The 23,110-nt window shown below is 68.7% G+C and carries 19 protein-coding genes; 15 read left to right on the top strand and 4 right to left on the bottom strand.

Features of this window, described 5'->3' with window-relative positions:
- Positions 1 to 2 precede the first annotated feature (2 nt).
- Complete coding sequence (locus LW587_RS08675) at positions 3 to 497, bottom strand: GIY-YIG nuclease family protein (RefSeq protein WP_232629190.1); 495 nt, start codon at positions 495 to 497, stop codon at positions 3 to 5.
- A 444-nt stretch (positions 498 to 941) separates the two neighbouring features.
- Between LW587_RS08675 and LW587_RS08680 the strand changes: the two genes are divergently transcribed.
- On the top strand, positions 942 to 2,030 hold the full coding sequence (locus tag LW587_RS08680; RefSeq protein WP_232629191.1) for a hypothetical protein: 1,089 nt from the start codon (positions 942 to 944) through the stop codon (positions 2,028 to 2,030).
- Between the two features lie 289 nt (positions 2,031 to 2,319).
- Here the strand turns inward: LW587_RS08680 and LW587_RS08685 are convergent, their stop codons facing one another.
- A complete protein-coding gene (locus LW587_RS08685) occupies positions 2,320 to 3,342 on the bottom strand; it encodes a helix-turn-helix domain-containing protein (RefSeq protein ID WP_232629192.1) in 1,023 nt (340 codons plus the stop codon).
- 334 nt (positions 3,343 to 3,676) lie between these two features.
- Complete coding sequence (locus LW587_RS08690; RefSeq protein WP_232629193.1) at positions 3,677 to 3,871, bottom strand: hypothetical protein; 195 nt, start codon at positions 3,869 to 3,871, stop codon at positions 3,677 to 3,679.
- Positions 3,872 to 4,110: 239 nt separating this feature from the next.
- Between LW587_RS08690 and LW587_RS08695 the strand changes: the two genes are divergently transcribed.
- The gene (locus tag LW587_RS08695; protein ID WP_232629194.1) at positions 4,111 to 4,455 is read left to right on the top strand and encodes a hypothetical protein; all 345 of its coding nucleotides are present in this window, start codon (positions 4,111 to 4,113) and stop codon (positions 4,453 to 4,455) included.
- Between the two features lie 10 nt (positions 4,456 to 4,465).
- Here the strand turns inward: LW587_RS08695 and LW587_RS08700 are convergent, their stop codons facing one another.
- Complete coding sequence (locus LW587_RS08700) at positions 4,466 to 5,482, bottom strand: NAD-dependent epimerase/dehydratase family protein (protein ID WP_232629195.1); 1,017 nt, start codon at positions 5,480 to 5,482, stop codon at positions 4,466 to 4,468.
- 357 nt (positions 5,483 to 5,839) lie between these two features.
- Here LW587_RS08700 and LW587_RS08705 point away from each other — a divergent pair, with 357 nt between their 5' ends.
- The 13 genes from LW587_RS08705 (at position 5,840) to LW587_RS08765 (ending at position 22,709) form a co-directional block, all read left to right on the top strand.
- Positions 5,840 to 6,073 (top strand): GcrA family cell cycle regulator, encoded by a 234-nt coding sequence (locus tag LW587_RS08705; protein WP_232629196.1) that lies wholly within the window; start codon positions 5,840 to 5,842, stop codon positions 6,071 to 6,073.
- A gap of 264 nt (positions 6,074 to 6,337) precedes the next feature.
- Positions 6,338 to 9,076 (top strand): valine--tRNA ligase, encoded by a 2,739-nt coding sequence (locus LW587_RS08710; protein ID WP_232629197.1) that lies wholly within the window; start codon positions 6,338 to 6,340, stop codon positions 9,074 to 9,076.
- A complete protein-coding gene (locus LW587_RS08715; RefSeq protein WP_232629198.1) occupies positions 9,073 to 9,792 on the top strand; it encodes a DUF2459 domain-containing protein in 720 nt (239 codons plus the stop codon). The genes LW587_RS08710 and LW587_RS08715 overlap by 4 nt, the downstream gene beginning before the upstream one ends.
- A gap of 267 nt (positions 9,793 to 10,059) precedes the next feature.
- Entirely contained in the window at positions 10,060 to 13,158 is a 3,099-nt protein-coding gene (locus tag LW587_RS08720) for a calcium-binding protein (protein WP_232629199.1), read from the top strand.
- Between the two features lie 119 nt (positions 13,159 to 13,277).
- Positions 13,278 to 14,792 (top strand): Do family serine endopeptidase, encoded by a 1,515-nt coding sequence (locus tag LW587_RS08725; RefSeq protein ID WP_232629200.1) that lies wholly within the window; start codon positions 13,278 to 13,280, stop codon positions 14,790 to 14,792.
- A 264-nt stretch (positions 14,793 to 15,056) separates the two neighbouring features.
- Positions 15,057 to 16,022, top strand: a complete 966-nt coding sequence (locus LW587_RS08730) for an OmpA family protein (RefSeq protein WP_232629201.1) — start codon at positions 15,057 to 15,059, stop codon at positions 16,020 to 16,022.
- A 10-nt stretch (positions 16,023 to 16,032) separates the two neighbouring features.
- Positions 16,033 to 17,307, top strand: a complete 1,275-nt coding sequence (locus LW587_RS08735) for a hypothetical protein (protein ID WP_232629202.1) — start codon at positions 16,033 to 16,035, stop codon at positions 17,305 to 17,307.
- 15 nt (positions 17,308 to 17,322) lie between these two features.
- Complete coding sequence (locus LW587_RS08740; RefSeq protein WP_232629203.1) at positions 17,323 to 18,564, top strand: hypothetical protein; 1,242 nt, start codon at positions 17,323 to 17,325, stop codon at positions 18,562 to 18,564.
- Positions 18,565 to 18,629: 65 nt separating this feature from the next.
- Positions 18,630 to 19,169 (top strand): hypothetical protein, encoded by a 540-nt coding sequence (locus tag LW587_RS08745; protein WP_232629204.1) that lies wholly within the window; start codon positions 18,630 to 18,632, stop codon positions 19,167 to 19,169.
- Between the two features lie 65 nt (positions 19,170 to 19,234).
- Positions 19,235 to 20,116 carry an aldo/keto reductase gene (locus LW587_RS08750; RefSeq protein ID WP_232629205.1) on the top strand — a complete coding sequence of 294 codons (882 nt, stop codon included), beginning with the start codon at positions 19,235 to 19,237 and terminating at the stop codon, positions 20,114 to 20,116.
- Between the two features lie 128 nt (positions 20,117 to 20,244).
- Positions 20,245 to 20,685 (top strand): hypothetical protein, encoded by a 441-nt coding sequence (locus LW587_RS08755; protein ID WP_232629206.1) that lies wholly within the window; start codon positions 20,245 to 20,247, stop codon positions 20,683 to 20,685.
- Positions 20,686 to 20,765: 80 nt separating this feature from the next.
- Positions 20,766 to 21,845, top strand: coding sequence for a tartrate dehydrogenase (locus tag LW587_RS08760; RefSeq protein WP_232629207.1), 1,080 nt, complete (start codon positions 20,766 to 20,768; stop codon positions 21,843 to 21,845).
- A gap of 39 nt (positions 21,846 to 21,884) precedes the next feature.
- Positions 21,885 to 22,709, top strand: a complete 825-nt coding sequence (locus LW587_RS08765) for a 3-keto-5-aminohexanoate cleavage protein (RefSeq protein ID WP_232629208.1) — start codon at positions 21,885 to 21,887, stop codon at positions 22,707 to 22,709.
- Positions 22,710 to 23,110 lie beyond the last annotated feature (401 nt).

Consider the following 23,110-nt stretch of genomic DNA (forward strand, 5'->3'; position numbering starts at 1 on the left):
GCTCAGCCCCTCCCGGTGAGCGAGAGAGGGCAGGGGCGAGAGGGCTCAACGAGCACGTCATCCAAAAGGTCGAGCGGCCACTTGAGGGCCTGCCGCAGCCTTGGATCGGCGCGCATCCGCGCGTGAAGTTCTATCGCTCCGTCAACGGCCAGCTGAGCCTCTTCAAGGTTGACGCGAAACCATTCGTAGCGAGCGCGCCGCGTGTGCAGAAGGTCGTGGGCAAGTCTCTCGATTTCTTCCCGGAGTCCTTTCGGGACGCGCCATCGGGCGGCAACGCAGAGCGGGTACGGGTTGCAGGCTTGAAGCGACCGGCACCTTTCGTCAGGGTCGTCCGACACGCCGATCTTGTGAAAATCGCCGCATTGTATGGCGTAGACGAACGAGACTCCGGTTGCGGACCCGGGCGTCCGCCAGCCCATCCCCGGCCGGCACTTCCGCTTGTCCCGTCGATCTCCTCCCGGCATTATCGCCCAACGGCCGATCAACGCTGAGGCCATGGAATGTCTCGTGGTGGGGAAGGTGGTGGGGAAGGACGCAAAAAGCGCCCCGTCTCCCTGTGTAAATGAGCGGACACCCCTTCCGCCATTTCAGTCCCAAGCTGGGCACGCCGATTCCCGCCGATTTCCCTCCCTGTGGGGCCACCAGCGTCCTAAGCAAGTTGCTCTCCGATCCCATGATGCGGACTGACCTGCTGCCGGTTTCACGGACACCCGGTTTGGGTGTGATGGTGAAATCGGAGGCGCCCTATGCAGCGTCGCAAGTTCGCTCATCCTCAGTCAGGCTGCTTGCGTAAAGACGGTTCTCGCGCGCAATCTCGGCGCCGGCGGTGGCTGTCCGCATCGGCGATGCGGGGTGAGCGTCAGACACGTCCCCAACACTGACGATGCTCACCGCTCATCCAAAACGAACCTGTGAGAGACCGTTGTGAAACGGAGCCTGACATGACAATTCATTTGCGGCTTGATCAAAATTATCACGATGGTCAAACAACAAGAATCGTCAATTTGGAGGGTGCATTAAGCGCACAAACAAGCAGCATCTTCAGTGGGCAATTGCCTGAGGCACAAATACTCGATGGGGCGGTTTGTTCTGCAATATTTGACGCCATGCATGCAGGAAGTAATATAAAAGTCCATGGCAATCTGAGCCGAAAGTTCTTCCGAAATATCGATGCCTATTGCGAAGCATGGCATGCTCTTAGGCCTAAATTGTTCAAACGCATACACGTTGAGGCGATCAATATTGTCGATTGTGATCAGCAGAAGACAGATGCAATCTCATTATTTTCCGGAGGACTCGATGGAATTTTGACTGCCTACCGCCACAGTCAAGGGCGGGCAAATATGCATGACTTGAAAGCTGTGGCCTTTGTGAATGTAGATATTATTGGCAATGAAACACGGGCTTTCGAGCGTATTTTCGAACGCGTCCGGGCCATTCCGGAATTTTTCGGCCTGGAAGTCCGAGTCGTTCATACTATCAGATCAGGTCTTTCGAATTGGCACCTGAGCCATGCTGCGGAACTGGCTGGAATACTGCATAATTTCTCACATGAATTTGGCTTCGGACTTATTGGGAGCACTGATCCTTACACGCACCCGGTCATTTCGGTCGGATCTCAGCCTCAGCTCGACTATCTACTATCGGGCAATAATTTTGATTTTGTACACGATGGAGCAGCGTTGTCGCGCACAGAGAAAGCAGCGGCAATCTCGCATATAAAAATTTGCACTGATCGTCTTCAGGTTTGCTGGCAAGGTCCGGACAAATCTGAAAATTGTGGATGCTGCTTAAAATGCATCTTAACGCAATTGAATTTTCTCGCAGTAGGCGCTGGACCTATTGGGGCATTCAAGGAGCCGCTCAACATAGACTTAATCGATCAGTTGCGCTCTCATAGCGAGGCGGCGACGATGGAGCTTAGCACACTCCTTGAGTATGCCATTGCGCATGGCGATAATTCGGCATGGATTGAGAAGCTGAGGCGTCGCGTCAAGTCGTTTCATGATGGCAAGAACTTAGTTAAATAGAAAATGCGATTCACATGAGGGATTGGCTAAGCTCGGCATGAATTCGCGTGCCGTCCAGTGGAGGTGGAGCCAGCCCGGCGCGATGGAGTGGCAGCCGTGATCCGCGTCGTTGCGGAAATCACCCGTGCTCATGCTGCGGCCTCGCATAAGTGTTTCTCACAAAACTCCCGCTGCGCCGTCACTGCCCAAGGGGAACGATCGGCGACCCGAAATTTTGTGAGGCACTCTCAATCTCAGAAAAACGTCCCGGATCCGGTCTTGACAACAAATCTCCCAAAAAAATCAATCCTCACCGCGTTTCGCGCAGCCACGTCCAGACCTGTTGCAACGCCCCCTGGCTGTCATCGGGATGGGACACCCGGCGGGAGGCCCGCCAGGCCCGCGGTGCGGCACCGTAGCGGTTGCGGAAGCTGCGACTGAGCTGCGAGACGCTGCTGAAGGCAAAAACCTCCGCCAACCGGCTGAGGGTCCGGGTTTCCATCGGATCCGTCAGGGCGGCATGCACCGCTTTCAGGCGCTCGCCTTGCACGAAGTGCATCACGCCCCCCTCCGGCTCGTACAGCCGGTAGAGGGTGGCGCGCGAGACCTGCATCTGCCCGGCGATGAACTCGGGCGACAGATCGGCCCGCGACAGGTTCTCGTGCACGATCGCCCGGGCCAGCGCGCGCAGACCGCCGTCGAGTTCCTGGCCTTCCAGCACGTCCGAGGCCTGGGAGCTATCGAGCAGGCGGTGCAGGAAGGCGACGATCTCATCGGCGAGGCGCGCGGCGGCGTCCGGGGAGGTCGTGGGCAAGCGGCGGTAGACGCTGAGGATCTGCGCGGCGAGCAGGCGGTTGCGGGCTGCATCGAAGAGCAGGCCGTGCCCCTCGCGCGTCAGGGCGGGAAGGCGGGCGCAGGGGACGACGAAGCCGGTCGTATCGGAGCGATCCAGCATCCCATCAAGCAGGTTTCGGCGTGCGATGAGCGCGACGGTGCCGGACGCGACCGAGGCGGAACGGCCCGCGATGGTGCCCCGGTAGCGGCCGGTTCGCCAGAGCTGGAACAGCACGTGGTCGGGGCCGGCCTCGACGCGCCGGCGGTCCCGTTGGATCCGCTGGGCCGAGAGAATCGTGCGGTGGGCGACGAGGTCACCAACTTGGTACGCGATGTTGCGGCCGAACGGCAGGACGGCCGATGGGGTGGTCGGTCCGACCTCGTACATCGGGGCCATGAGGGTGCGCCACCGCTCGAAGGCCTCTCCGGGGGGCAAGCCCGACGTCGTCAGGTAGAAATACGGCAGGCCCGCATCAGCCGTCATGTCGTCCGCACCCAACCGCCAAATCGTCCGTATCCGGCGTGTTCGCCAACGGATGTTATCCATGCGGCCCGAGACGGAACAAGCCGCGTGATCGGGTGCGGTCCGGGCTGCGTGAAAGCGCCGCGATCCCCACGGATCGAGCCGCGCCCCGCGCAGGCGTCGCCGGCCGCCGGCCCACCTCGGATCCGCGGCGCGATGCGTGACTCGGGGTTCCAGGGCCGACCGGCCTCAGGGGACCAGCCCCGTTTCGGAGCTTCGGCCGCGGCGAGGCCTCCGCCACGCCGCTCCGACACCGGTCCAGCCACAAGCGCCTCGACGCGGCGCGACGGGCCGGAACGCCGCAGGGAGGTCAGTGGGAATCCGTCTCGCGACGGTCGGTCTCCAGCTGTCGGATCAAGGCCGCGAGCCGGGGGTCGAGCGCTTCGTCCAGCACCGGATCGTAGAGCGCCTGCAATTGCCGCCCGAGCCGTTCACGGGTTTGGGCATCCAGGGCCGGTTCCGTGACGGCCGGTGGGTTTGCGTGTTGCATGCGCGCCTGGACCATAACCCCTACATTGCTCCACCGCCGCCGACGGCAAGTCAATCGACGGCCAGTCATACCAAATCCGGTTGATCCCTTCGGGATGGCGGATGTGGGCTTCGCTCAAACGCCGCGCGGGCTTGCCTGATCCGGGCTCCGCTTTGATCAAGCGGAGCCCGGATCAGTGGCGCCCCGACGGCGCGGTTGCGCCCGGGCGAGCGGCCGGCTTGACCGGCGGGGCGCGGCTGCGCCACGACGGACCGATGCTGACTGTTGTTCGCTCCGCGGCGTGGATCGTGACCGCGATCCTCGTCTTCGTGACGCTCTCGCCGATCGAGGCCCGTCCGGTGGTGGCCTCGCCCCATCTGGAGCGCGCCGCCGCCTATGGGCTGTTCGGCTTCCTTCTCGTCCTGTCCTATCCGCGCCATTGGAAATCGGCGCTGCTCGCGGGGGTCGCGCTGGCCGGCCTCCTCGAACTCGCCCAGGGCCTGACCGCGAGCCGGCACGGGCGCGTCTTCGATTTCTCGGTGAAGGGCACCGCCGCCGTGCTCGGGGGGCTCGGCGCCCGGGCGGTTCACGCGGTGCTCGCCCTCCGGGCGGTGCGCTGACGCGCGGCCCTCAGGATGGGTCGGGGTAGTGGCCCCGGTACCAGGCGACGAAGGCTTCGATCCCTTCGGCGAGCGGCGTCTCGGGGACCCGGCCGATCAGGGACCGGAGCAGGTCCGTGCTGGCATGGGTGCGAACCACGTCGCCCGGCGGCAGGGGCTTGAGGACGCGCTGGGCCCGGCGCCCGAGCGCCGCCTCCAAAGCCTCGACCATCGCGTCGACCCGCACGGGCCGCCCGCCGCCGATATTGACCAGGCGGTAGGGCGCCACGCCGCTCAACGTATCCTCCGGCGAGACCGGGCCGCCCGCGGAGGGCAGGGGCGGGGCGTGCGCGGCGAGCCGGACGATGGCGTCGATCAGGTCGTCGATGAAGGTGAAGTCGCGCTCCGCCGCGCCCTCGGCGAACATCTCGATCGGCTCGCCCGCCAGGATGCGGCGGGTGAAATGGAACAGGGCCATGTCCGGCCGCCCCCAGGGGCCGTACACGGTGAAGAACCGGAACGCCGTCGTCGGGATCGAAAACAGATGCGCGTAGGAATGCGCCATCGCCTCGTTAGCGAGCTTCGAGGCCGCATAGAGGGTCAGCGGCGTGACCGCCCGGTCGGTCTCCTGGAACGGGATCGCGGTGTTGCCGCCATAGGCCGAGCTGGTCGAGGCCATCATCAGGTGCCGGACCGGATGGGCCCGGACCGCCTCCAGCAGATTGGCGAAGCCGACGAGGTTGGCCGCGATATAGGCCCCCGGATTGATCAGGCTGTAGCGCACGCCCGCCTGTGCGGCGAGGTGGAACACGACGTCCGGACGGGTGCGCGCCAGGAGATCCATCAGGAGGCCGGGCGTCTCCAGTTGCGCCTCGACCTCCTCGAACCCGTCGAAGGCCGCGAGATCCTGGTGGCGCGCCCGCTTCAGGGCGACGTCGTAGTAGGGCGAGAAGCCGTCGAGGCCCGTCACGCTGTGTCCGTCCGCGAGAAGGCGGCGGCTGAGGGCATGGCCGATGAAGCCCGCCGAGCCGGTGACGAGAGCGTGCATACCGATTTCGCTGGCCTTCTCTGTCGCCCTCGCCGGATACTCCCCCCCTGACCGCGTCGCAACTCGGAGGGTGGCGCGGCGGGCGACGCGCGGCGGACCGCAGGGGAGCGGGGCGCCCCTGCTCTCGGCGCAGGGCGCCAGACTGCGCAAGGGCTTGCCAGATCGGCAAAGCGGCTTACTTACAACCGATCATCGGCCGACCTGATTCCCCCCGTCCAGCCTGATCGCGGCCGCCTCCTGGCGGCCTCGTCCCACGCCTGGAGCCCCGGAGTGGGACGGTCCGCCCTTTTTCTCTGTGGGCGCCGCGCCGCCCCTCGCACCGACGTCGAGCGAGCCCGAACACCGAGTGTCCACCTGATGAATCAGCTCTTCCGTCTGCCGCAGATCGGTGAGGCCGCTCCGATCGCGGAGCCGTCTGCCGACTTCCGGGTGCCCTTCGCACAATCCGGCGCCTTCGTCTGCAAGTTTATCATCGGCGAGCCGAGCGATCAGGCGGTGTGTTGCGGCGCGCCGGTGGCCGACGGCAAGAGCTGGTGCGCCTATCACCGCCGCGTCGTCTTCGAGCCGACCCGGCCCGGCCGCATCCGCTGAGACCCTGCCGGGCGGGAGACCGCCCGTGCGCAGCGTCCATCCCTCGACGATTCCTACCCTGACGATCCCTGCCCGTCCGGCCCGGTTCGACCGCGCCGGACGTTGTTCGTCGATGGAACACGCCCGCTTCTCCACGGGGCGCGGTCGCCGATGCCTGTGCCGGGCCCATCGCGGGCGCGCGAGGTTGACGGCGGCGGGGCCGCGGGCCGATAGCGGCCGCAACCCTTTCGGCTTTGCCGCCCGCTCGAACAGCCTGCTCCGCCCATGATGGACAAGACCTTCGACCCCGCTGCCGTCGAGGCGCGCGTCTCCGCGGCCTGGGAGCAGGCAGAGGCGTTTCGTGCCGGTCGCCCCGAGCGGGCGGGCGCCGAGCCCTACTGCATCATGATCCCGCCGCCGAACGTGACGGGCTCGCTGCATATGGGCCACGCCCTCAACAACACGATCCAGGACATCCTCGCCCGGTTCGAGCGGATGCGCGGGCGCGACGTGCTGTGGCAGCCCGGCATGGACCATGCCGGCATCGCCACGCAGATGGTGGTCGAGCGCCGCCTCGCCGAGACGCAGCAGCCGGACCGGCGCACCCTGGGCCGTGAGGAATTCCTGCGCCGCGTCTGGGCCTGGAAGGAGGAATCGGGCGGGACCATCCTCGGCCAGCTGAAGCGGCTCGGGGCCTCCTGCGACTGGTCGCGGGAGCGCTTCACCATGGGCGCGACGGGCGCACCGGACGACCCCATGGTCCGCGCGGTGACGAAAACCTTCGTCGACCTCTACGCCCAGGGACTGATCTACCGCGACAAGCGCCTCGTGAACTGGGACCCGAAGTTCCAGACCGCGATCTCGGACCTCGAGGTCCAGCAGATCGAGACCAAGGGCCATCTCTGGCACTTCGATTATCCGGTCGTGGACGCGTCCGGCGCCGAGACCGGTGCAGTCATCACCGTCGCCACCACGCGCCCCGAGACCCTGCTCGGCGACACCGCGGTCGCGGTCCATCCCGACGACGCGCGCTACACGGCGCTCGTCGGCCAGCGCGTGCGTCTGCCGCTCGTCGGCCGCCTGATCCCCATCGTCGCCGACAGCTATTCCGACCCGGAGAAGGGCACCGGCGCGGTCAAGATCACGCCCGCCCATGACTTCAACGATTTCGAGGTCGGGCGCCGCAACGACCTCTCCGCCATCAACATCCTCGACGGCGAGGCGCGCATTCAGATCGCCGGCAACACCGCCTTCCTCGACGGCGCCGCGCCGGAGGACGAGACGATGGCGCTGCACGGCCTCGACCGGGAGACGGCGCGCAAGGCCGTCGTCGCCCTGATGGAGGCGCGCGAGCGCCTGCGCGCCATCGAGCCGAACACCCACGCGGTGCCGCATGGCGACCGCTCGGGCGTCGTCATCGAGCCCTACCTCACCGACCAGTGGTACGTGAACGTCAAGCCGCTGGCCGAGCGCGCGCTCCAGGCCGTGCGCGACGGCCAGACCCAGTTCGTCCCCGAGAACTACGAAAAGATCTTCTTCCAGTGGCTCGAGAACATCGAGCCGTGGTGCATCTCGCGCCAGCTCTGGTGGGGCCACCAGATTCCGGTCTGGTACGATGCCGACGGCCAGTGGTTCGTGGCGAACAGCGAGGCGGAGGCCCAGGCGCAGGCCGACGCGAAGCACGGCCGGCCGGTCGCGCTCACCCGCGACCCGGACGTGCTCGACACGTGGTTCTCCTCGGCCCTCTGGCCGTTCTCGACGCTCGGCTGGCCCGATGCCACCCCCGAACTCGCCCGCTTCTACCCGACCAACACCCTGGTGACCGGCAAGGACATCATCTTCTTCTGGGTCGCCCGGATGATGATGATGGGCCTGCAGCTCACCGACCGCGTGCCCTTCGACACGGTCTACCTGCACACCCTCGTGCGCGACGAGAAGGGTGCCAAGATGTCGAAGTCGAAGGGCAACGTCGTCGATCCGGTCGCGCTCATCGACCGGTTCGGCGCCGACGCACTGCGCTTCACCCTCGCCGCGCTGGCCGCGCCCGGCCGCGACATCAAGCTCGGTCCCCAGCGGGTCGAGGGCTATCGCAACTTCGCGACGAAGCTCTGGAACGCCGCGCGCTTCGCCGAGCTGAACGGCTGCGAGCTCAAGGCCGAGTTCCGCCCCGACGCCGTCACGGAGACGCTGAACCGCTGGGCCCTGACCGAAGCCGCCAAGGCGGTCGCCGAGGTGGCGCAGGGCATCACGGTCTATCGCTTCAACGACGCGGCGGCCGCGGCCTACCGCTTCGTCTGGAACGTCTTCTGCGACTGGTACCTCGAACTGGCCAAGCCGGTGCTCCAGGGGGAGGGGGTCGATCCCGCCGCCCGCGCGGAGACGCAGGCCACGGTCGCCTATCTGATCGACCAGATCGCCCGGCTGTTGCACCCGTTCATGCCCTTCCTCACGGAGGAGCTGTGGGCGATCAAGGGCGAGGCGCTGCCGGAGACCCGCGGCCTGCTGGCGCTGGAATCCTGGCCCGACCTGTCCGGCCTCGCGGACGCGCAGGCCGAGGCCGAGATCGGCTGGCTCGTCGAGCTGATCTCCGAGGTGCGCTCGGCCCGGTCCGAGACCAACGTGCCGGCCGGCGCCCAGGTGCCGCTGGTGCTGATCGCCGCCGACGCGGCCGTGCGGGCCCGCGCCGAGCGCTGGAGCGAGACGCTGACCCGCCTCGCCCGCCTCTCGGGCATCGATTTCGCCGAGTCCGCCCCGCGGAACGCGGTGCAGCTCCTCGTGCGCGGCAGCGTGGCGGCCTTGCCGTTGGAGGGCATCGTCGATCTCGCCGCCGAGGTCGCGCGCCTTAAGAAGGAGGCCGGCAAGGCCCGGGGCGAGATCGCCAAGCTCGACGGCAAGCTCAACAACGCCGACTTCGTCGCCCGCGCCCCCGAGGAGGTGGTCGACGAGCAGCGCGAGCGCCGCGAGGCCGAGGCCGCGCGCCTTGCCAAGATCGAGGAAGCGCTGGCTCGCCTCTCCGACGCGTGAGGCGGCTCGCCCGCTTCGCCGGTCTCGGGATCGCCGCGCTCGCCGTCCTCCTCGTGCTCGTCACGGTCTGGACGGCGAAGCCCGGCGACCCGGCGCTCTACCCGGCGCGGGAGCCCGACGCCGAGACGGTGCTCCTCGTCAGCCATGGCTGGCATTCCGGCCTCGTGCTGCGCCGCGACAGCCTGACCGGGGCGGGAGCCGGCGCCGCTTTGCGCACCATCGCGACGCGCTTCCGCGATTTCCCGGAGATCGAGGTCGGCTGGGGCGAGGCCCGCTTCTACCGCGCGACCCCGACGCTCGCGGCCTTCGATGCGAGCCTCGCCCTGAAGGCCCTGTTCACGCTGGGCGGCCGCGACGGCGTGATCCAGGTGGTCGGCCTCGAACGCCCCGCCCGCGCGAGCTTTCCGAGCGCCGACATCGTGCCGGTGCGCGTGTCGCGCGCCGGCCTCGCCCGGCTGATCGCACGCCTCGACGCGAGCTTCCGCCTCACCGACGGCCAGCCCGTGGATGTGGGGCCGGGCCTCTATGGGCCGAGCCTGTTCTACGCGGCGGAGGGACGCTTCTCCTACGCCAATGTCTGCAACCACTGGTCCGCGAACCTGCTCAACGCCGCGGGCGTGCCGGTGACCCCGGTGCTCGCCACCCATCCACTGGGGTTGTTGGCGGATCTGCGGTGGCGGGCGGCGTTTAATTCCAATCATCTTATAATGAATTAGAGTCGATTACCTGGGACCCGTCCATAGTCCAATCTATTCAGGATACTTTATTTGCAAACACAGTCGAACTCAAGAAACATGCCTCGGAAAAGCTGATTACTCGATTATATTATAGTTAGATTGTCTTTTTAGCGACACCGTCTGTTGCAGATTGATCGCATGTTCACGCCATCGCTGAAACCTTCTCGCTTTTTCGCGCCCCCGACTTCAACCTACAGATATGACGCCTTATAGGACGAGCGATTATTCGTCCCGCAGGTTCCAGTCATGGCCACAACCGACACCACCAAGCCGGTCCTGACGTCGCTCGTTCTGCCGAAAACAATCGACGTGACCAAGGCCGATGTAAGAGTCACGGCAACCGTGGGCGCGACGGACGCAGGGCTCGGGGTCGATTTTGTCTCGATACGCCTCGACAGCAACTATCAGTCCACCTACGGGCGCTCAAGCACCTTCTTCTTATCCGGTAGCACCGACCCTTTCGCAGATGGCCGGTCATCGACAACCGAAGTGTTCACACGCGACACTGCGTCGGGCACCTACGGCATCGAGGCGGTGACCGTCTACGACAAGGCCGGAAACTACACGATCTACGACAAAGACGACCTTGTCCGCCTCGGTTTCCAGACCTCCTTCACGGTCAAAGGTGCCGTGGCCGATACAACCAAACCGGTCCTGACGTCGCTCGCTTTGCCGAAAACAATCGACGTGACTAAGACCGATGTGAGTGTCACGGCAACGGTGGGTGCGACGGACGCAGGGCTCGGGGTCGATTTTGTATCGATACGCCTCGACAGCAACTATCAGTCCACGTATGGGCGCTCAAGCACCTTCTACTTTTCCGGCAGCACCGACCCTTTCTCAGATGGCCGTTCATCGACAACCGAAGTGTTCACACGCGACACCGCGTCGGGCACCTATGGCATCGAGACGGTGACCGTCTACGACAAGGCCGGAAACTACACGATCTACGACAAAGACGACCTCATCCGCCTCGGCTTTCAAACCTCCTTCACGGTTAAGGGAGCCGTGGCCGATACAACAAAACCTGTCTTGACCTCGCTCGTACTGCCGAAGACAGTCGATATCTCGCAGGGCAACACCGAAGTTACAGCAAGCGTTGGCGCGACGGATTCAGGACTCGGGGTCGATTTTGTTTCGATTCGTCTGAGCAGCAGCTATCAGTCCACCTACGGACGCTCAAGCACCTTCTACTTTTCCGGCAGCACCGACCCTTTCTCAGATGGCCGGTCATCGACAACTGAGGTGTTTACACGCGACACCGCGCCGGGCACCTACGGCATCGAGACGGTCACCGTCTACGACAAGGCCGGTAACTACACGATCTACGACAGAGACGACCTCATCCGGCTCGGCTTCCAAACTTCCTTCACCGTCACCGACGTGACGAAAATCAATGGCACGAGCGGCGACGATGCCCTCACGGGCACCGAGACAGCCAACATCATCAATGGGCTGGCTGGGGCTGACACGATGAAGGGCCTCGGCGGCAACGACGTCTATTATGTCGACACCCTTGGTGACCGCGTCATTGAGGCCGCGGGCAAGGGCAGCGACAAGGTCCTGACCAGCGTTAGCTACGCCTTACAGGACGGCCAGGAGATCGAGACTTTCGCCACCACCGACAGGGCCGGCACGGCCGCCCTCGCGCTCACCGGCAATGCCTTCGCCCAAAGTCTTACGGGCAATGCGGGCGACAATCACCTCGACGGCGGCGGTGGCGCTGATACGATGACCGGTCTCGGCGGCAACGACACCTACCTTGTCGACAGCGCCGGGGACCGCGTCGTCGAAGCGTTCGGCCAGGGGCAGGACACCGTCCTGACCAGCGTCAGCTACGCCTTGCAGGCCGGCCAGGAGATCGAAGCGCTCGCCGCCGCGGACAAGGCCGGCACGGCGGGCCTCAGCCTCACGGGCAGTGCCTATGCCCAATCCATCAGGGGCAATGCCGGCGACAACCGCCTCGATGGCGGCGGCGGCGCCGACACGCTGACCGGTCTCGGCGGCAACGACACCTACCTTGTCGACAACGCCGGGGACCGCGTGGTCGAGACGTTCGGCCAGGGGCAGGACACCGTCCTGACCAGCGTCAGCTACACCCTGCAGGCCGGTCAGGGGATCGAGGCGCTCGCCGCCGCGGACCAGGCCAGCCGAACCGCGCTGACGCTCACCGGCAACGCCTACGCTCAGACCCTCACGGGCAATGCCGGCGCCAATCGGCTCGACGGCGGCAGTGGCGCCGACACGATGGCCGGCCTCCGTGGGAACGACACCTACCATGTCGACCATGTTGGGGACCGCGTCGTCGAGGCCGCGGGCGAGGGCTGGGACGTCGTGCTGACCCGGGTCAGCTTCGCGCTGCAGGCCGATCAGGAGATCGAGGCCTTCGCCACCGCGGAGGCAGGCAGCACGGCCGCCCTCGCGCTCACCGGCAACGCCTACGCTCAGACCCTCACGGGCAACGCGGGCGACAACCGCCTCGACGGCGGCGGCGGCGCCGACAAGCTGGTCGGCCTGTTCGGCAACGACACGTACTACGTCGACCATGCCGGCGACCGCGTCGTCGAGGCGGTCGGCCAGGGGCGCGACACAGTACGAACCCAGATCAGCTACACCTTGCAGGCCGAGCAGGAGATCGAGGCCCTCGCCGCTGCGGACAAGGCCGATGCGGCGGCCCTGACGCTCGTCGGCAACGAGTTCGGCCAAGCCCTGACGGGCAATGCCGGACACAACACCCTCGACGGCCGGGGCGGGGCCGACACGATGGCAGGCCTCGACGGCGACGATCTCTATGTCGTCGACGAAGCGGGCGACCGGATCGTCGAAGCCATGGGGCAGGGACGCGACACGGTGCTGACCTCCATCAGCTACGCGCTCCAGGCCGGTCAGGAGGTCGAGGCGCTCGCGGCGGCGAGCCTGACCGGCACGGCGGCTCTGAACTTGACGGGCAATGCGTTCGGGCAGAGTCTCACTGGCAATGCCGGCAGCAACATCCTGAAGGGGCTGGGCGGCTCGGACACCTTCCTGTTCCAGGCCACCCTCAGCGCGCGCAACGTCGATCGCATCGCCGATTTCACCGTCTCCTCCCTGCCGGATCACGACGCGATCCAGTTGTCGAAGGCCGTCTTTGCGACCTTGGACGTCGGCTCCCTGGCCGAGCACGCCTTCAAGGACCTTGCGACGGTCGGCGCCACGGTCGATGCGGACGACCGCATCCTCTACGACGCCCGCACCGGCGCGCTCGCCTACGACGCGGACGGCAGCGGTACCGGCGCGAAGGCCGTCACCTTCGCCGTCCTCGACAACCGCGCCGCGCTCACCCATGCGGACCTGTTCGTCGTGTGAGCCAAATCTGTCCAAACCGTAACCTGCGCGCCACCCGGGCGTCAGGCGCTCCTCTCTAGGACTTGTGCTCACGGGCCGCTTCCCTGCGGCCCCGAGCCATTGTCCGGAGAGACCGTTCCATGACCCTGACCGTTCGCCGCCGCGCCCTCGCCTCCGTCGCCGCGGCCGCCCTGGTCGCGGGCGGGGCGGCGGGCTTCGGGCTCGCCGAGACCGCGAGCCCGGCCTATGCCCAGGCCCTGCCGCAGACCCCGATCACCGCCCCCCAGCATCCGCCCGGCTCCTTCGCCGACGTCGTCGACAAGGTAAAGCCCGGCGTGGTGGCCGTGAAGGTGAAGCTCGACGCGGATGCGAGCGACGACGACGACGACACGCCCGGCCGCGGCAACCTCCAGCAGGTGCCGCCGCAGCTGCGCGAGTTCTTCAAGCGCTTCGGCCAGAACGGCCCGCAGGGCCGCGGCGCGCCGCAGCAGCGCGGCGAGCGCGGCGCGGTGGGCTCGGGCTTCATCATCTCGGCGGACGGCTACGTGGTCACCAACAACCACGTCGTCGACAAGGCCAAGACCGTGCAGGTGACCCTCGACGACAACCGCACCGTCGATGCCAAGGTGATCGGCAAGGACGCCAAGACCGACCTCGCCTTGCTCAAGATCGACGAGAGCGGCACCCTCCCTTACGTCCAGTTCGGCAAGAGCGCACCGCGGGTCGGCGACTGGGTGGTGGCGATCGGCAATCCGTTCGGCCTCGGCGGCACGGTCACGGCCGGCATCGTCTCGGCCCGCGGACGCGACATCGGCGCCGGCCCCTATGACGACTTCCTGCAGATCGACGCGCCGATCAACAAGGGCAATTCCGGCGGGCCGACCTTCAACGTCAACGGCGAGGTCGTCGGCGTGAACACGGCGATCGCCTCCCCCTCCGGCGGCTCGGTCGGCCTCGCCTTCGCGATCCCCGCCGAGACCGTGCAGACCGTGGTCGAGCAGCTCCGCTCCGAGGGCAAGGTGGTGCGCGGCTATCTCGGCGTGCAGGTCCAGCCGGTGACGAAGGACATCGCCGAGGGCCTCGGCCTGGCCAAGGCGAAGGGCGCCCTCATCGATCACGCCGAGAACGGCACGCCCGCCGCCAAGGCGGGGCTGAAATCGGGCGACGTGATCGAGTCGGTGAACGGCAACCCCGTCAACGACGCCCGCGAGCTGTCGCGCCGCATCGCCGGCCTGAAGCCCGGCACCGCGGTGAAGCTCGCCTACCTGCGCGACGGCAAGAGCGACACCGCGACCGTCGAGCTCGGCACGCTGCCGACCGACAGCCGGGTCGCGAGCCGCAGCGACAGCGACAGCGATATCGGCAGCGGACAGGCCCGGCTCGGCCTCAGCCTCGCCCCGGCGGGCGATGTCGGCCTCGGCGAGGGCGTGGCGGTGATGGAGGTCGATCCGACCGGCCCGGCCGCCGCCAAGGGCATCGAGCAGGGCGACGTGATCCTGGATGTCGCCGGCGCCAGCGTCTCGAAGCCCTCCGAGGTCCAGGCGCAGATCCGCACCGCGGAAACCAATGGGCGCAAGGCGGTGCTGATGCGCGTCAAGAGCGCCAAGGGCCAGACCCGCTTCGTCGCGGTGGCGCTCGCCAAGAAGGAGGGCTGATCCCCGAACGCGCGGGGCCGCCACGGCCCCGCCGCTCTCTGACTTCGCCTCCCCCCTTCGCGCCCGCTCGCCCGAGCGGGCGTTTTTTGTCCTGCGGTCCCGCCCGGTGTGACCCTGATGCAACGCCCTGGCGCGGCAGATTTTAACCTCAGGTAAATCTCTTACGATTTGTTGACGTTGAGTTAACTCACGATCTATCTCGCGACCTGAGGTTGGGTCGGGGGTGATCCGGTGGTGTCTGGGCGGCGCGGGGGAAAACGAGCGATGGGGGCGGCCCTGGCCGCCCTGCTGCTCGGCCCGCTTCCGGCCGGCGGACAGGATCGGATCCTGTCCTGGACCGACACCGTCACGATGGAGCACGAGGACCGCCTCGCACGGCTGCGCTCCCTCGCCGGCCGGCGCCTCGGCGCGGTTCCGCGGATCGAGACCTACCGCATCGACCCGTCGTCGCTTCCGCGCTCGATCCCGGTCGCCATCCCGATCTCCCGCTGGGTGTTCGACCAGAAGGTCTTCTTCGACACGGCGTCCGACGTGCTCCGTCCGGAGGGGCAGGCGGTGATCGATGTCGTGGCCGAGGTGCTGCGGGGCGAGGCCGCCGACACCGCCGTGTTCGTGGCCGGGCACACCGATTCCCGCTCCGAGGACGACTACAACTACGCCCTCTCGGTGCGCCGCGCCCGCAGCGTCGCCCTGGCGCTTCATGCCCGCAAGGTCCGGCAGGCGCAGATCTGGCAGGTCGGCTTCGGCGAGGCGATTCCGCTGGCGCCCAACACCTCGGAGGCGGGCATGGCCCGCAACCGCCGGGTCGAGTTCCTGTTCGGGCGCAAGGCCGAGGCCGTCGGGGTCTGGCTCTCGCGCCAGCGCGATCTCGTCTGCCTGGGGGCGAGCGAAGCGCAGCGGGAGGTCTGCCTCGCGGCCTTCGAGCGCCTGCCCGGCGTCGTCGCCACGCCGGTCCAGCAGGCCGCCCCGGTGGCCCCGCCGCCCCTGCCGCCGCCGACGATCGCCCGGGCTCCGGTGGTGATCGAGGATCGCGTCTTCGTGCCGATCGAGCCCCGCCGCACGGTGACGGCGCCGGCCTCCCCGACCGCCGCCGTCGCGCCGCCCCCGGTCGTCCGCAGCCCGGTCGAGCTGCCCCAGGCGCCGCCGGCCGAGGTGACCATCGCCCGCAACACCCCCGTCCTGATCGACCTGCGCGAGCAGCGCGTCCTCGTCGAGACGCTTGAGCGATGAGTGTGACCCGATGAGTCTGGCCGAGTACCAAGCCCTGGATTTTTCCGCCGAGGGGGCGCTCGCCCGCGATCTCGCGGCTCGGCTCGACGCCGAGGCGGATCAGCCGATCCTGTCGTTGTCCCCGCCCCACGGCGCCGATGCCGGGGGTCCGGCGCTCCTCACCAGCGCCATGAGCGCGTGGTACCTGCAGAACGTTTCCTCGGCGCGCCGCTCGGCGCTCGGCGAGGTGCTGAGCAGCTTCGCCGACGAGAAGACGTCCTCCGGCAACGAGGGCTTCCTCGTCGAGGCCGAGCGCGACCGCATCGAGCAGGCCAAGCAGACCGCGCTGGCCACGGAGCGGGCGAACTTCTTCCAGCGCAAGGAGATCAGCGACCTCAACGTCGAGATCGGGCGCCTCCATACCGAGTACGAGCGCAAGCGCGCCGAGCACGGCCGCGACGCTCAGGCGTGGCGGCCCGGCATGTACTTCTTCGGCCTGTTCCTGTTCGTGATGGCCGAGTACCCGATCAACCTCTCGGCCTTCCTCAAGATCGACTTCCTGACGCCGGCCTTCGCGACGATCAGCGTGACGCTGATCGCCTTCGGACTGGCCTTCTCGAGCCACCTGATCGGTCAGGTGGTCCGCCAGTGGAGCGAGCGCTTCGGCGAGAACGTCACCGGGCGGCTCAAGGCCGAGAGCGTGCGGCTGTTCGGCGTCGGCCTCCTGCTGCTGCTGATCGGCGCCGCCGCCATCGTGTTCAGCCGCACCTACCTCGTGGCCGAGGCCGTCGCCCGCTCCGAGGCGCTCGGCGAGGAGGGGGCCAGCACCGTCTCGATCTACGGGCTGGCGCTGATCATGAACGTGTTCGTCTACGCGATCGGGCTCGCCTGGGCGATCGTGTTCCACGATCCGGTGCCGAACTTCATGGAGGAGCGCCACCGGCTGGAGGTGCTGCGGTCCCGGCTGCGCAAGCGCTACCGCACCCTGCTGGAGCCGAAGCAGCGCCAGCGCATCGAAGAGGCCCAGCGCGCCCGTGAGCAGGCCGAGCGGCGCGAGGCGGACCAAGCCAAGAGCCTGCGCAACCACACCCGCCACCGCGCCCGCTTCGCCGAGGTGCTCAAGGCCGACGACCGGGTGAAGGCGCTCCTGGAGAGCCACCGCAGCCGCCTCCTGGCCACCGCCCGGCAGCGCGGCCTCCACACCCGCTTCGTCTACCACGACCTGACCTCGGGCGATGTCGACACGCGGCGCGAACTCGACGGCGAGGCCTATCTGCGCCTGCGCCTCCACCTCGGCTACGTCTGACCCGGGACGGCTCCCATGCGTGCGCCCCTTCTCCCGATCCTCGCCCTCGCCCTGGGGCTCGCGGCCCCCTGTGCGGCGGCCCCGGGCGGCTACGACGCCATGCGCCAGGAGGCGGCCTGCCCCCGCGACCGGGAGCCGAAGCCCCTGCGCCAGACCGTGATCGTCCTCGACGAGGCGATCGTGGAGGCGAAATCCGAGGCCAACGCCCTGTGGAAGCGCATCGTCGTCGAGGCGGCCGATGCCCGGGAGGTCGGGACCGGCACCCTCAGCCCCCGCGAGCGCCTGACCCTCCTGGTCGCCCGCCGCGACGGCAGCGAGATGCTGCCGCTCTTCGTCGGCTGCTCGCCCAACCTCCCCGCGGAGGAGATCGAGCGGGCGCGGGCGGCGGACACGCAATGGCAGGTCTTCACCGGCGACGACAGCGGCGCACGCCACAAGAAGACCCGCGAGGCCTTCGCCAACGGCCTCGCCCGGGCCATGGCCCAGATCGCCAAACGCGCCGAGGCGATCGCGGCGGTGCCGGCCCCGCCCGGCGCCCTGCTGCGCGCCCTGCAGAATGCCGGGCGCCTCGCCGACCCGAACCACGGCCTGCCGCGCTTCATCCTGGTCAGCCCGTTTGCCGTGATCGCCAAGGGCGAGGCGGCCGAGGCGGCGGGCGCCCGGGAGAAGGGCTTCGCCCTGGCCGAGCGCAGCGGCCTCGATTTCGGCCGGGCGGAGATCTACCTCGCGGGCGCCCAGCTGGGGGACGGGGCGAGCCTCGATTTCGCCCGCGCCCTCGTCCTGGGGGCCAAGGGCGTGCTGGTCGCGTCCCGCTCGGACGGGCTTCCGCGCCTCCAGCCGGAGCCGGTCTCGCTGCGGACCTATGCGGGCTTCATCGACTATGTCGATCAGCGCGTGCCGCTCCAGCTGCGGCTCGCCGCCACCGCCCAGGGCGACCTCGTCAACAGCTGGATCGAGACGACCTTCTCCAAGAGCACCGCGACGCCGGTCGCCGGCAAGATGCTGTGCCGGGGCACGGCCTGCGAGGTGCGCGGCGACGGACGCTTCGCCCAGGTCTGGTTCCTCGAGCCGCAGGGCGAGCCGAAGAACCGCGCGAAGCTTCCGTTCGGCGGCGCGCGCAACCTCGAGCTGACCCTCAAGGACAAGACCGCCTCCGGCCGCATCTCCGATCCGAGCGTCGTCTTCGGCGGCGTCAACGCGCCGAAGCGGGACGACCTGCGCTTCGAGATCGAGCGGGTCGAGGACGGGCAGTTCTGACGGATCGGGGCGGCACGGGCCGGGCCGCTCCCCACCAGACCACACGGCCCGGGGGCATTCTCGACATGGCGCGACGTTCCTTCCACGCAGCCGGCGCCGCCGCCTGCACAGGCCTCCTCGTGGGCGGCCTCCTCGGCGGATGCGTGAGTTCGCGGCCGGCCGGGCCCGGGGCCATCGCCGCCGATCCGGTGGCGGAGGCGATCGGGCGCTGTGCCGCGGCCACCCTCGGCGGCGCCGTCGTCGGCACCCTGATCGGCGCGGCGGCGGGCGGCAATCGCGGGGCAGGGGCCGGCGCCCTCATCGGCGGCGCGGTCGGCGGCGTCGGCTGCGCCGTGATCACCGCCCTCGATGCCCAGGACAAGGAGCGCATCCGTAACGCCCAGATCGCGGCGGCAGCGACCAACCAGCCGCGCTACCTCACCTATCAGGGCGGCGACGGCCGCACGCGCCAGATCACCGTGCGCCCGCAGGCGGCGGCGCCGACCGCGGAGACCGGGCGCCTGTGCCGGGTGCTCGACACCTCCGCGACGATCGACGGCGGCGCCGCCGACCTGCCCCCGGCCAAGGTCTGCCGCACCGACAAGGGCGAGTGGCTGCCAGCCTGAGCGGGACCCGGCGGCCCGCTCCCGGGTTCATCCCCCATCGGGGACGACCCGGGAGGGAGACAGGCATGGCGAGCGCCCAGGGATCCGGCACCTTCGCGATCGGCGGAGATCTCACCGTTCACCGGCTCGGCTTCGGCGCCATGCGCGTCACCGGCTCGGGCATCTGGGGCGACCCGCCGGATCGGGAGAAGGCCCTCGCGACCCTGCGGGCGGTGCCGGGCCTCGGCATCGACCTGATCGACACCGCCGACAGCTACGGCCCCTTCGTCAGCGAGGACCTGATCCGGGAGGCGCTCCACCCCTACGAGGGCCTCGTCGTGGCCACGAAAGGCGGCCTGACGCGGCACGGGCCCGACATCTGGCGGCCGGTGGGCAATCCCGATTATCTGCGCCAATGCGTGCTGATGAGCCTGAGGCGCCTCGGCCTCGCGCGCATCGACCTCTGGCAGCTGCACCGGATCGGCCCCGACAGCCCGCGCGAGGCGCAGTTCGAGGCCATCGCCCGGATGCGGGAGGAGGGGCTGATCCGCCATGTCGGCCTCTCCGAGGTCTCGGTGGAGGAGATCGAGGCGGCCCGCGCGTTCTTCCCCGTGGCGAGCGTGCAGAACCGCTACAACCTCGTCGACCGCACCAGCGAGGCGGTGCTCGCCCATTGCGAGGCCCACGGCATCGGCTTCATCCCCTGGGCGCCCCTCGACAAGGGCACGCTCGCCCGGCCGGATTCGGCGCTCTCCGCCATCGCCGGGCGCCTCGGCGTCGCCCCGGGGGCGGTGGCCCTGGCCTGGCTCCTCCAGCGCTCGCCGGTGATGCTGCCGATCCCCGGCACGGCCGATCCCGAGCATCTCGCGCAGAATGCCGCGGGCGCGGGGCTCACCCTGAGCGCGGAGGAATTCGAGGCCCTCGACCGGGAGGGGCGGGCCGCTTGGAACGAGGGGGCTGCGACCTGAGGAGGCACCCGGGCCCGGCGGGTGTCATTGCGCACGCCTCTTGCAAGGCCGGCGGAACCTGCGGCGCCCGGCGCGCTTCGGTTTTCCGTCGCGGCGCCCGGCGCCGCTCCCCCGGGAAGAGGACCGACATGACGATCCTGTGCCGCGTGCTCCTCACCAGTGTCGTCGCTGCCGGCCTCACGGCCGCGGGCCCGGCTTCGGCCCGGCCAGGCTGGGTCTCCGGAACCTGGGTCTACGCCGATCTCTGCACCATGCCCGACGACGGCTCCCGGATCGGCCGCAGCATCACCCTTCGGCGGTCGCCCAACGGCGACGGCCTGACCTACGAGGGCGCGGGCCTGCGGGCCCCGGTCACGACCGCGGTCACGGTCGACGACGCGACCAAGGACGTGGCGTTCCGGGTCGAGACCGAGGCCGGCCTCGTCAGCTTCCGCGGCACCGCCGGGCCCGAGGCCCTGGTCGGCACGATCGACAGCGCCGCCGGCTCACAGCCCGTCCGCCTGAAGCGCGTCCTGCGCTCGCGCGCCCACGAGGCCTGCCCCGGCGAGACGACGGGATCGATCCACTGACACCCCTTCCCGCCCGCCGCCATTGACGCGGGCCTCCTCCGGCGCGAGGGAAGCCGAGGACACGAGCGGCGGAGGGCGCTTTGGCCGAGGGCGAGCGCAGCTACAGGATCGCGGTCATCCCGGGTGACGGGATCGGCCGTGAGGTCGTGCCCGAGGGCGTGCGCGTGCTGGAGCGGGCGGCCGCGCGGCATGGCTTCGCCCTCACCCTGGATTGGTTCGGCTTCGCCTCCTGCGACTATTACGAGGCCCACGGGCGGATGATGCCCGAGGACTGGAAGGCGCAGATCGGTGGCCACGACGCGATCTTTTTCGGCGCCGTCGGGATGCCGGGGCGCGTGCCCGATCACGTCTCGCTCTGGGGCTCGCTGATCCAGTTCCGGCGCGAGTTCGACCAATACGTCAACCTGCGTCCGGTGCGCCTGATGCCGGGCGTGACCAGCCCGCTGGCCGGCCGGACGCCCGGCGACATCGACTTCTGGGTCGTCCGCGAGAACACGGAAGGCGAGTATTCCAACGCGGGCGGACGCATGTTCGCCGGCACCGAGCGCGAATTCGCGGTGCAGGAATCGGTCTTCACCCGCCACGGCACCGACCGCGTGCTGCGCTTCGCCTTCGCGCTGGCGCGGAGCCGGCCGAAGCGCCACCTCACTTCGGCGACGAAATCGAACGGCATCTCGATCACGATGCCCTTCTGGGACGAGCGGGTGCGGGCGGTTGCCCGGGACTACCCCGACGTAACCTGGGACCAGTACCACATCGACATCCTGACCGCGCATTTCGTGCTGAACCCGGACCGGTTCGACGTGGTGGTGGCCTCCAACCTTTTCGGCGACATCCTGTCCGACCTCGGGCCGGCCTGCACCGGCACGATCGGCATCGCGCCCTCGGGCAACATCAACCCCGAGCGCCGCCACCCCTCGGTGTTCGAGCCGGTGCACGGCTCGGCCCCCGACATCGCCGGACAGGGGATCGCCAACCCGATCGGCCAGATCTGGTCCGCGGCGATGATGCTGGAGCATCTCGGGGAACGGGCGGCGGCGGCCGAAATCGTCGCCGCCATCGAGCGGGTGCTGCCCGAGAAGGCCCTGCGTACGCGGGACCTCGGCGGCAGCGCCGGCACCGAGACCTGCGGCCGGGCGGTCGAGGCGGCGCTCGGTTAGGAGATCCGGCCATGAAGCCCACATCGTGAGGCCCCCCGCATGAGGCCCGTCGTCGTCACGGTGGCGATCACCGGCTCGGTCGCCCGCAAGGCCGACAACCCGACCGTTCCGATCACGCCGGCCGAGCAGATCGAATCGACCCGGGCCGCCTACGCGGCGGGCGCCAGCCTGGCCCATCTCCACGTCCGGGAGGACGACGAGAGCCCCTCCCACGATCCCGACCGCTTCGCCGCGGTGCAGGCGGGGATCCGCCGGCATTGCCCGGGCATGATCGTCCAGTTCTCCACGAGCGGGGCGGGGAGCGACGCGGCCTTGCGCGGCGCCTGCCTCGACCACCGCCCGGACATGGCCTCGCTCACCACGGGCTCGACCAATTTCTCCGGCGGCATCTACGAGAACCCGTCCGCCCTCTATACCGGCCTCGCCGGGCGCATGCGGGCCAACGGCGTGCGCCCCGAGGTCGAGATCTTCGACCTGTCCCACATCCACAACGCCCGCCGCCTCGTCGAGGCGGGCGTGATCGACGAGCGGCCCCACGTGCAGTTCGTGCTCGGCATCAGCGACGCCATGCCCGCCGACCCGCACTGCCTCGACCTGCTGCTCGCCGAGACGCGGCGCCTGTTGCCGGGGGCGAGTTGGGGGGCGCTGGGCATCGGCCGGCATCAGCGCGAGGTGATCGGCTGGGCGCTCGCCCGCGGCGCCGATGGCATCCGCACCGGGCTCGAGGACAATATCCGTCTCGCGAAAGGCCAGCTCGCCCAGGGCAACGTCGCCCTGGTTCGCCTCGCCGCCGCCCTCTGCGCCGAGCACGGCGCCCGTCCGGCGACGCCCGACGAAGCGCGGGCGCGCCTGCACCTCGCCTGAGGGGAGGCGAGGGGACTCGCGGTCCCGCCCCGCGGCTGCGCCGAGGAACCGCGCCTGAACGGAGAAAAAAGTCCGAACCTGAGGCCGATCCAGCCGTCCCGGGCGAGGTCGAGCGAAGAGCCAAGATCAGCCCAAGCGCATCAAGCGTTGAGGGCGTGGCTGGACTGTCCGTGGGAACGGTTTCTTCGCTCCGACCGTTGCGAGGCCGGTTTCGACGCTGCGACGGTGTCGGGAACAGGACAGGGACGGATCATGACGAAATTCATGCGCAGCACGGCCACCGCGGCAATCCTCGTTCTCGGCGCGGCGACGGCCCTGGCCCAGGGCGGGGGCGCCGGCGGAGGTGCAGGCGGCGGTGCCGGAGGGGGTGCCGGCAGTGGAGCGGGCGTCGGCGGCGGGGC

The organism is Methylobacterium sp. Leaf118, assembly GCF_920984675.1.
In the GTDB taxonomy this organism is placed as follows: domain Bacteria; phylum Pseudomonadota; class Alphaproteobacteria; order Rhizobiales; family Beijerinckiaceae; genus Methylobacterium.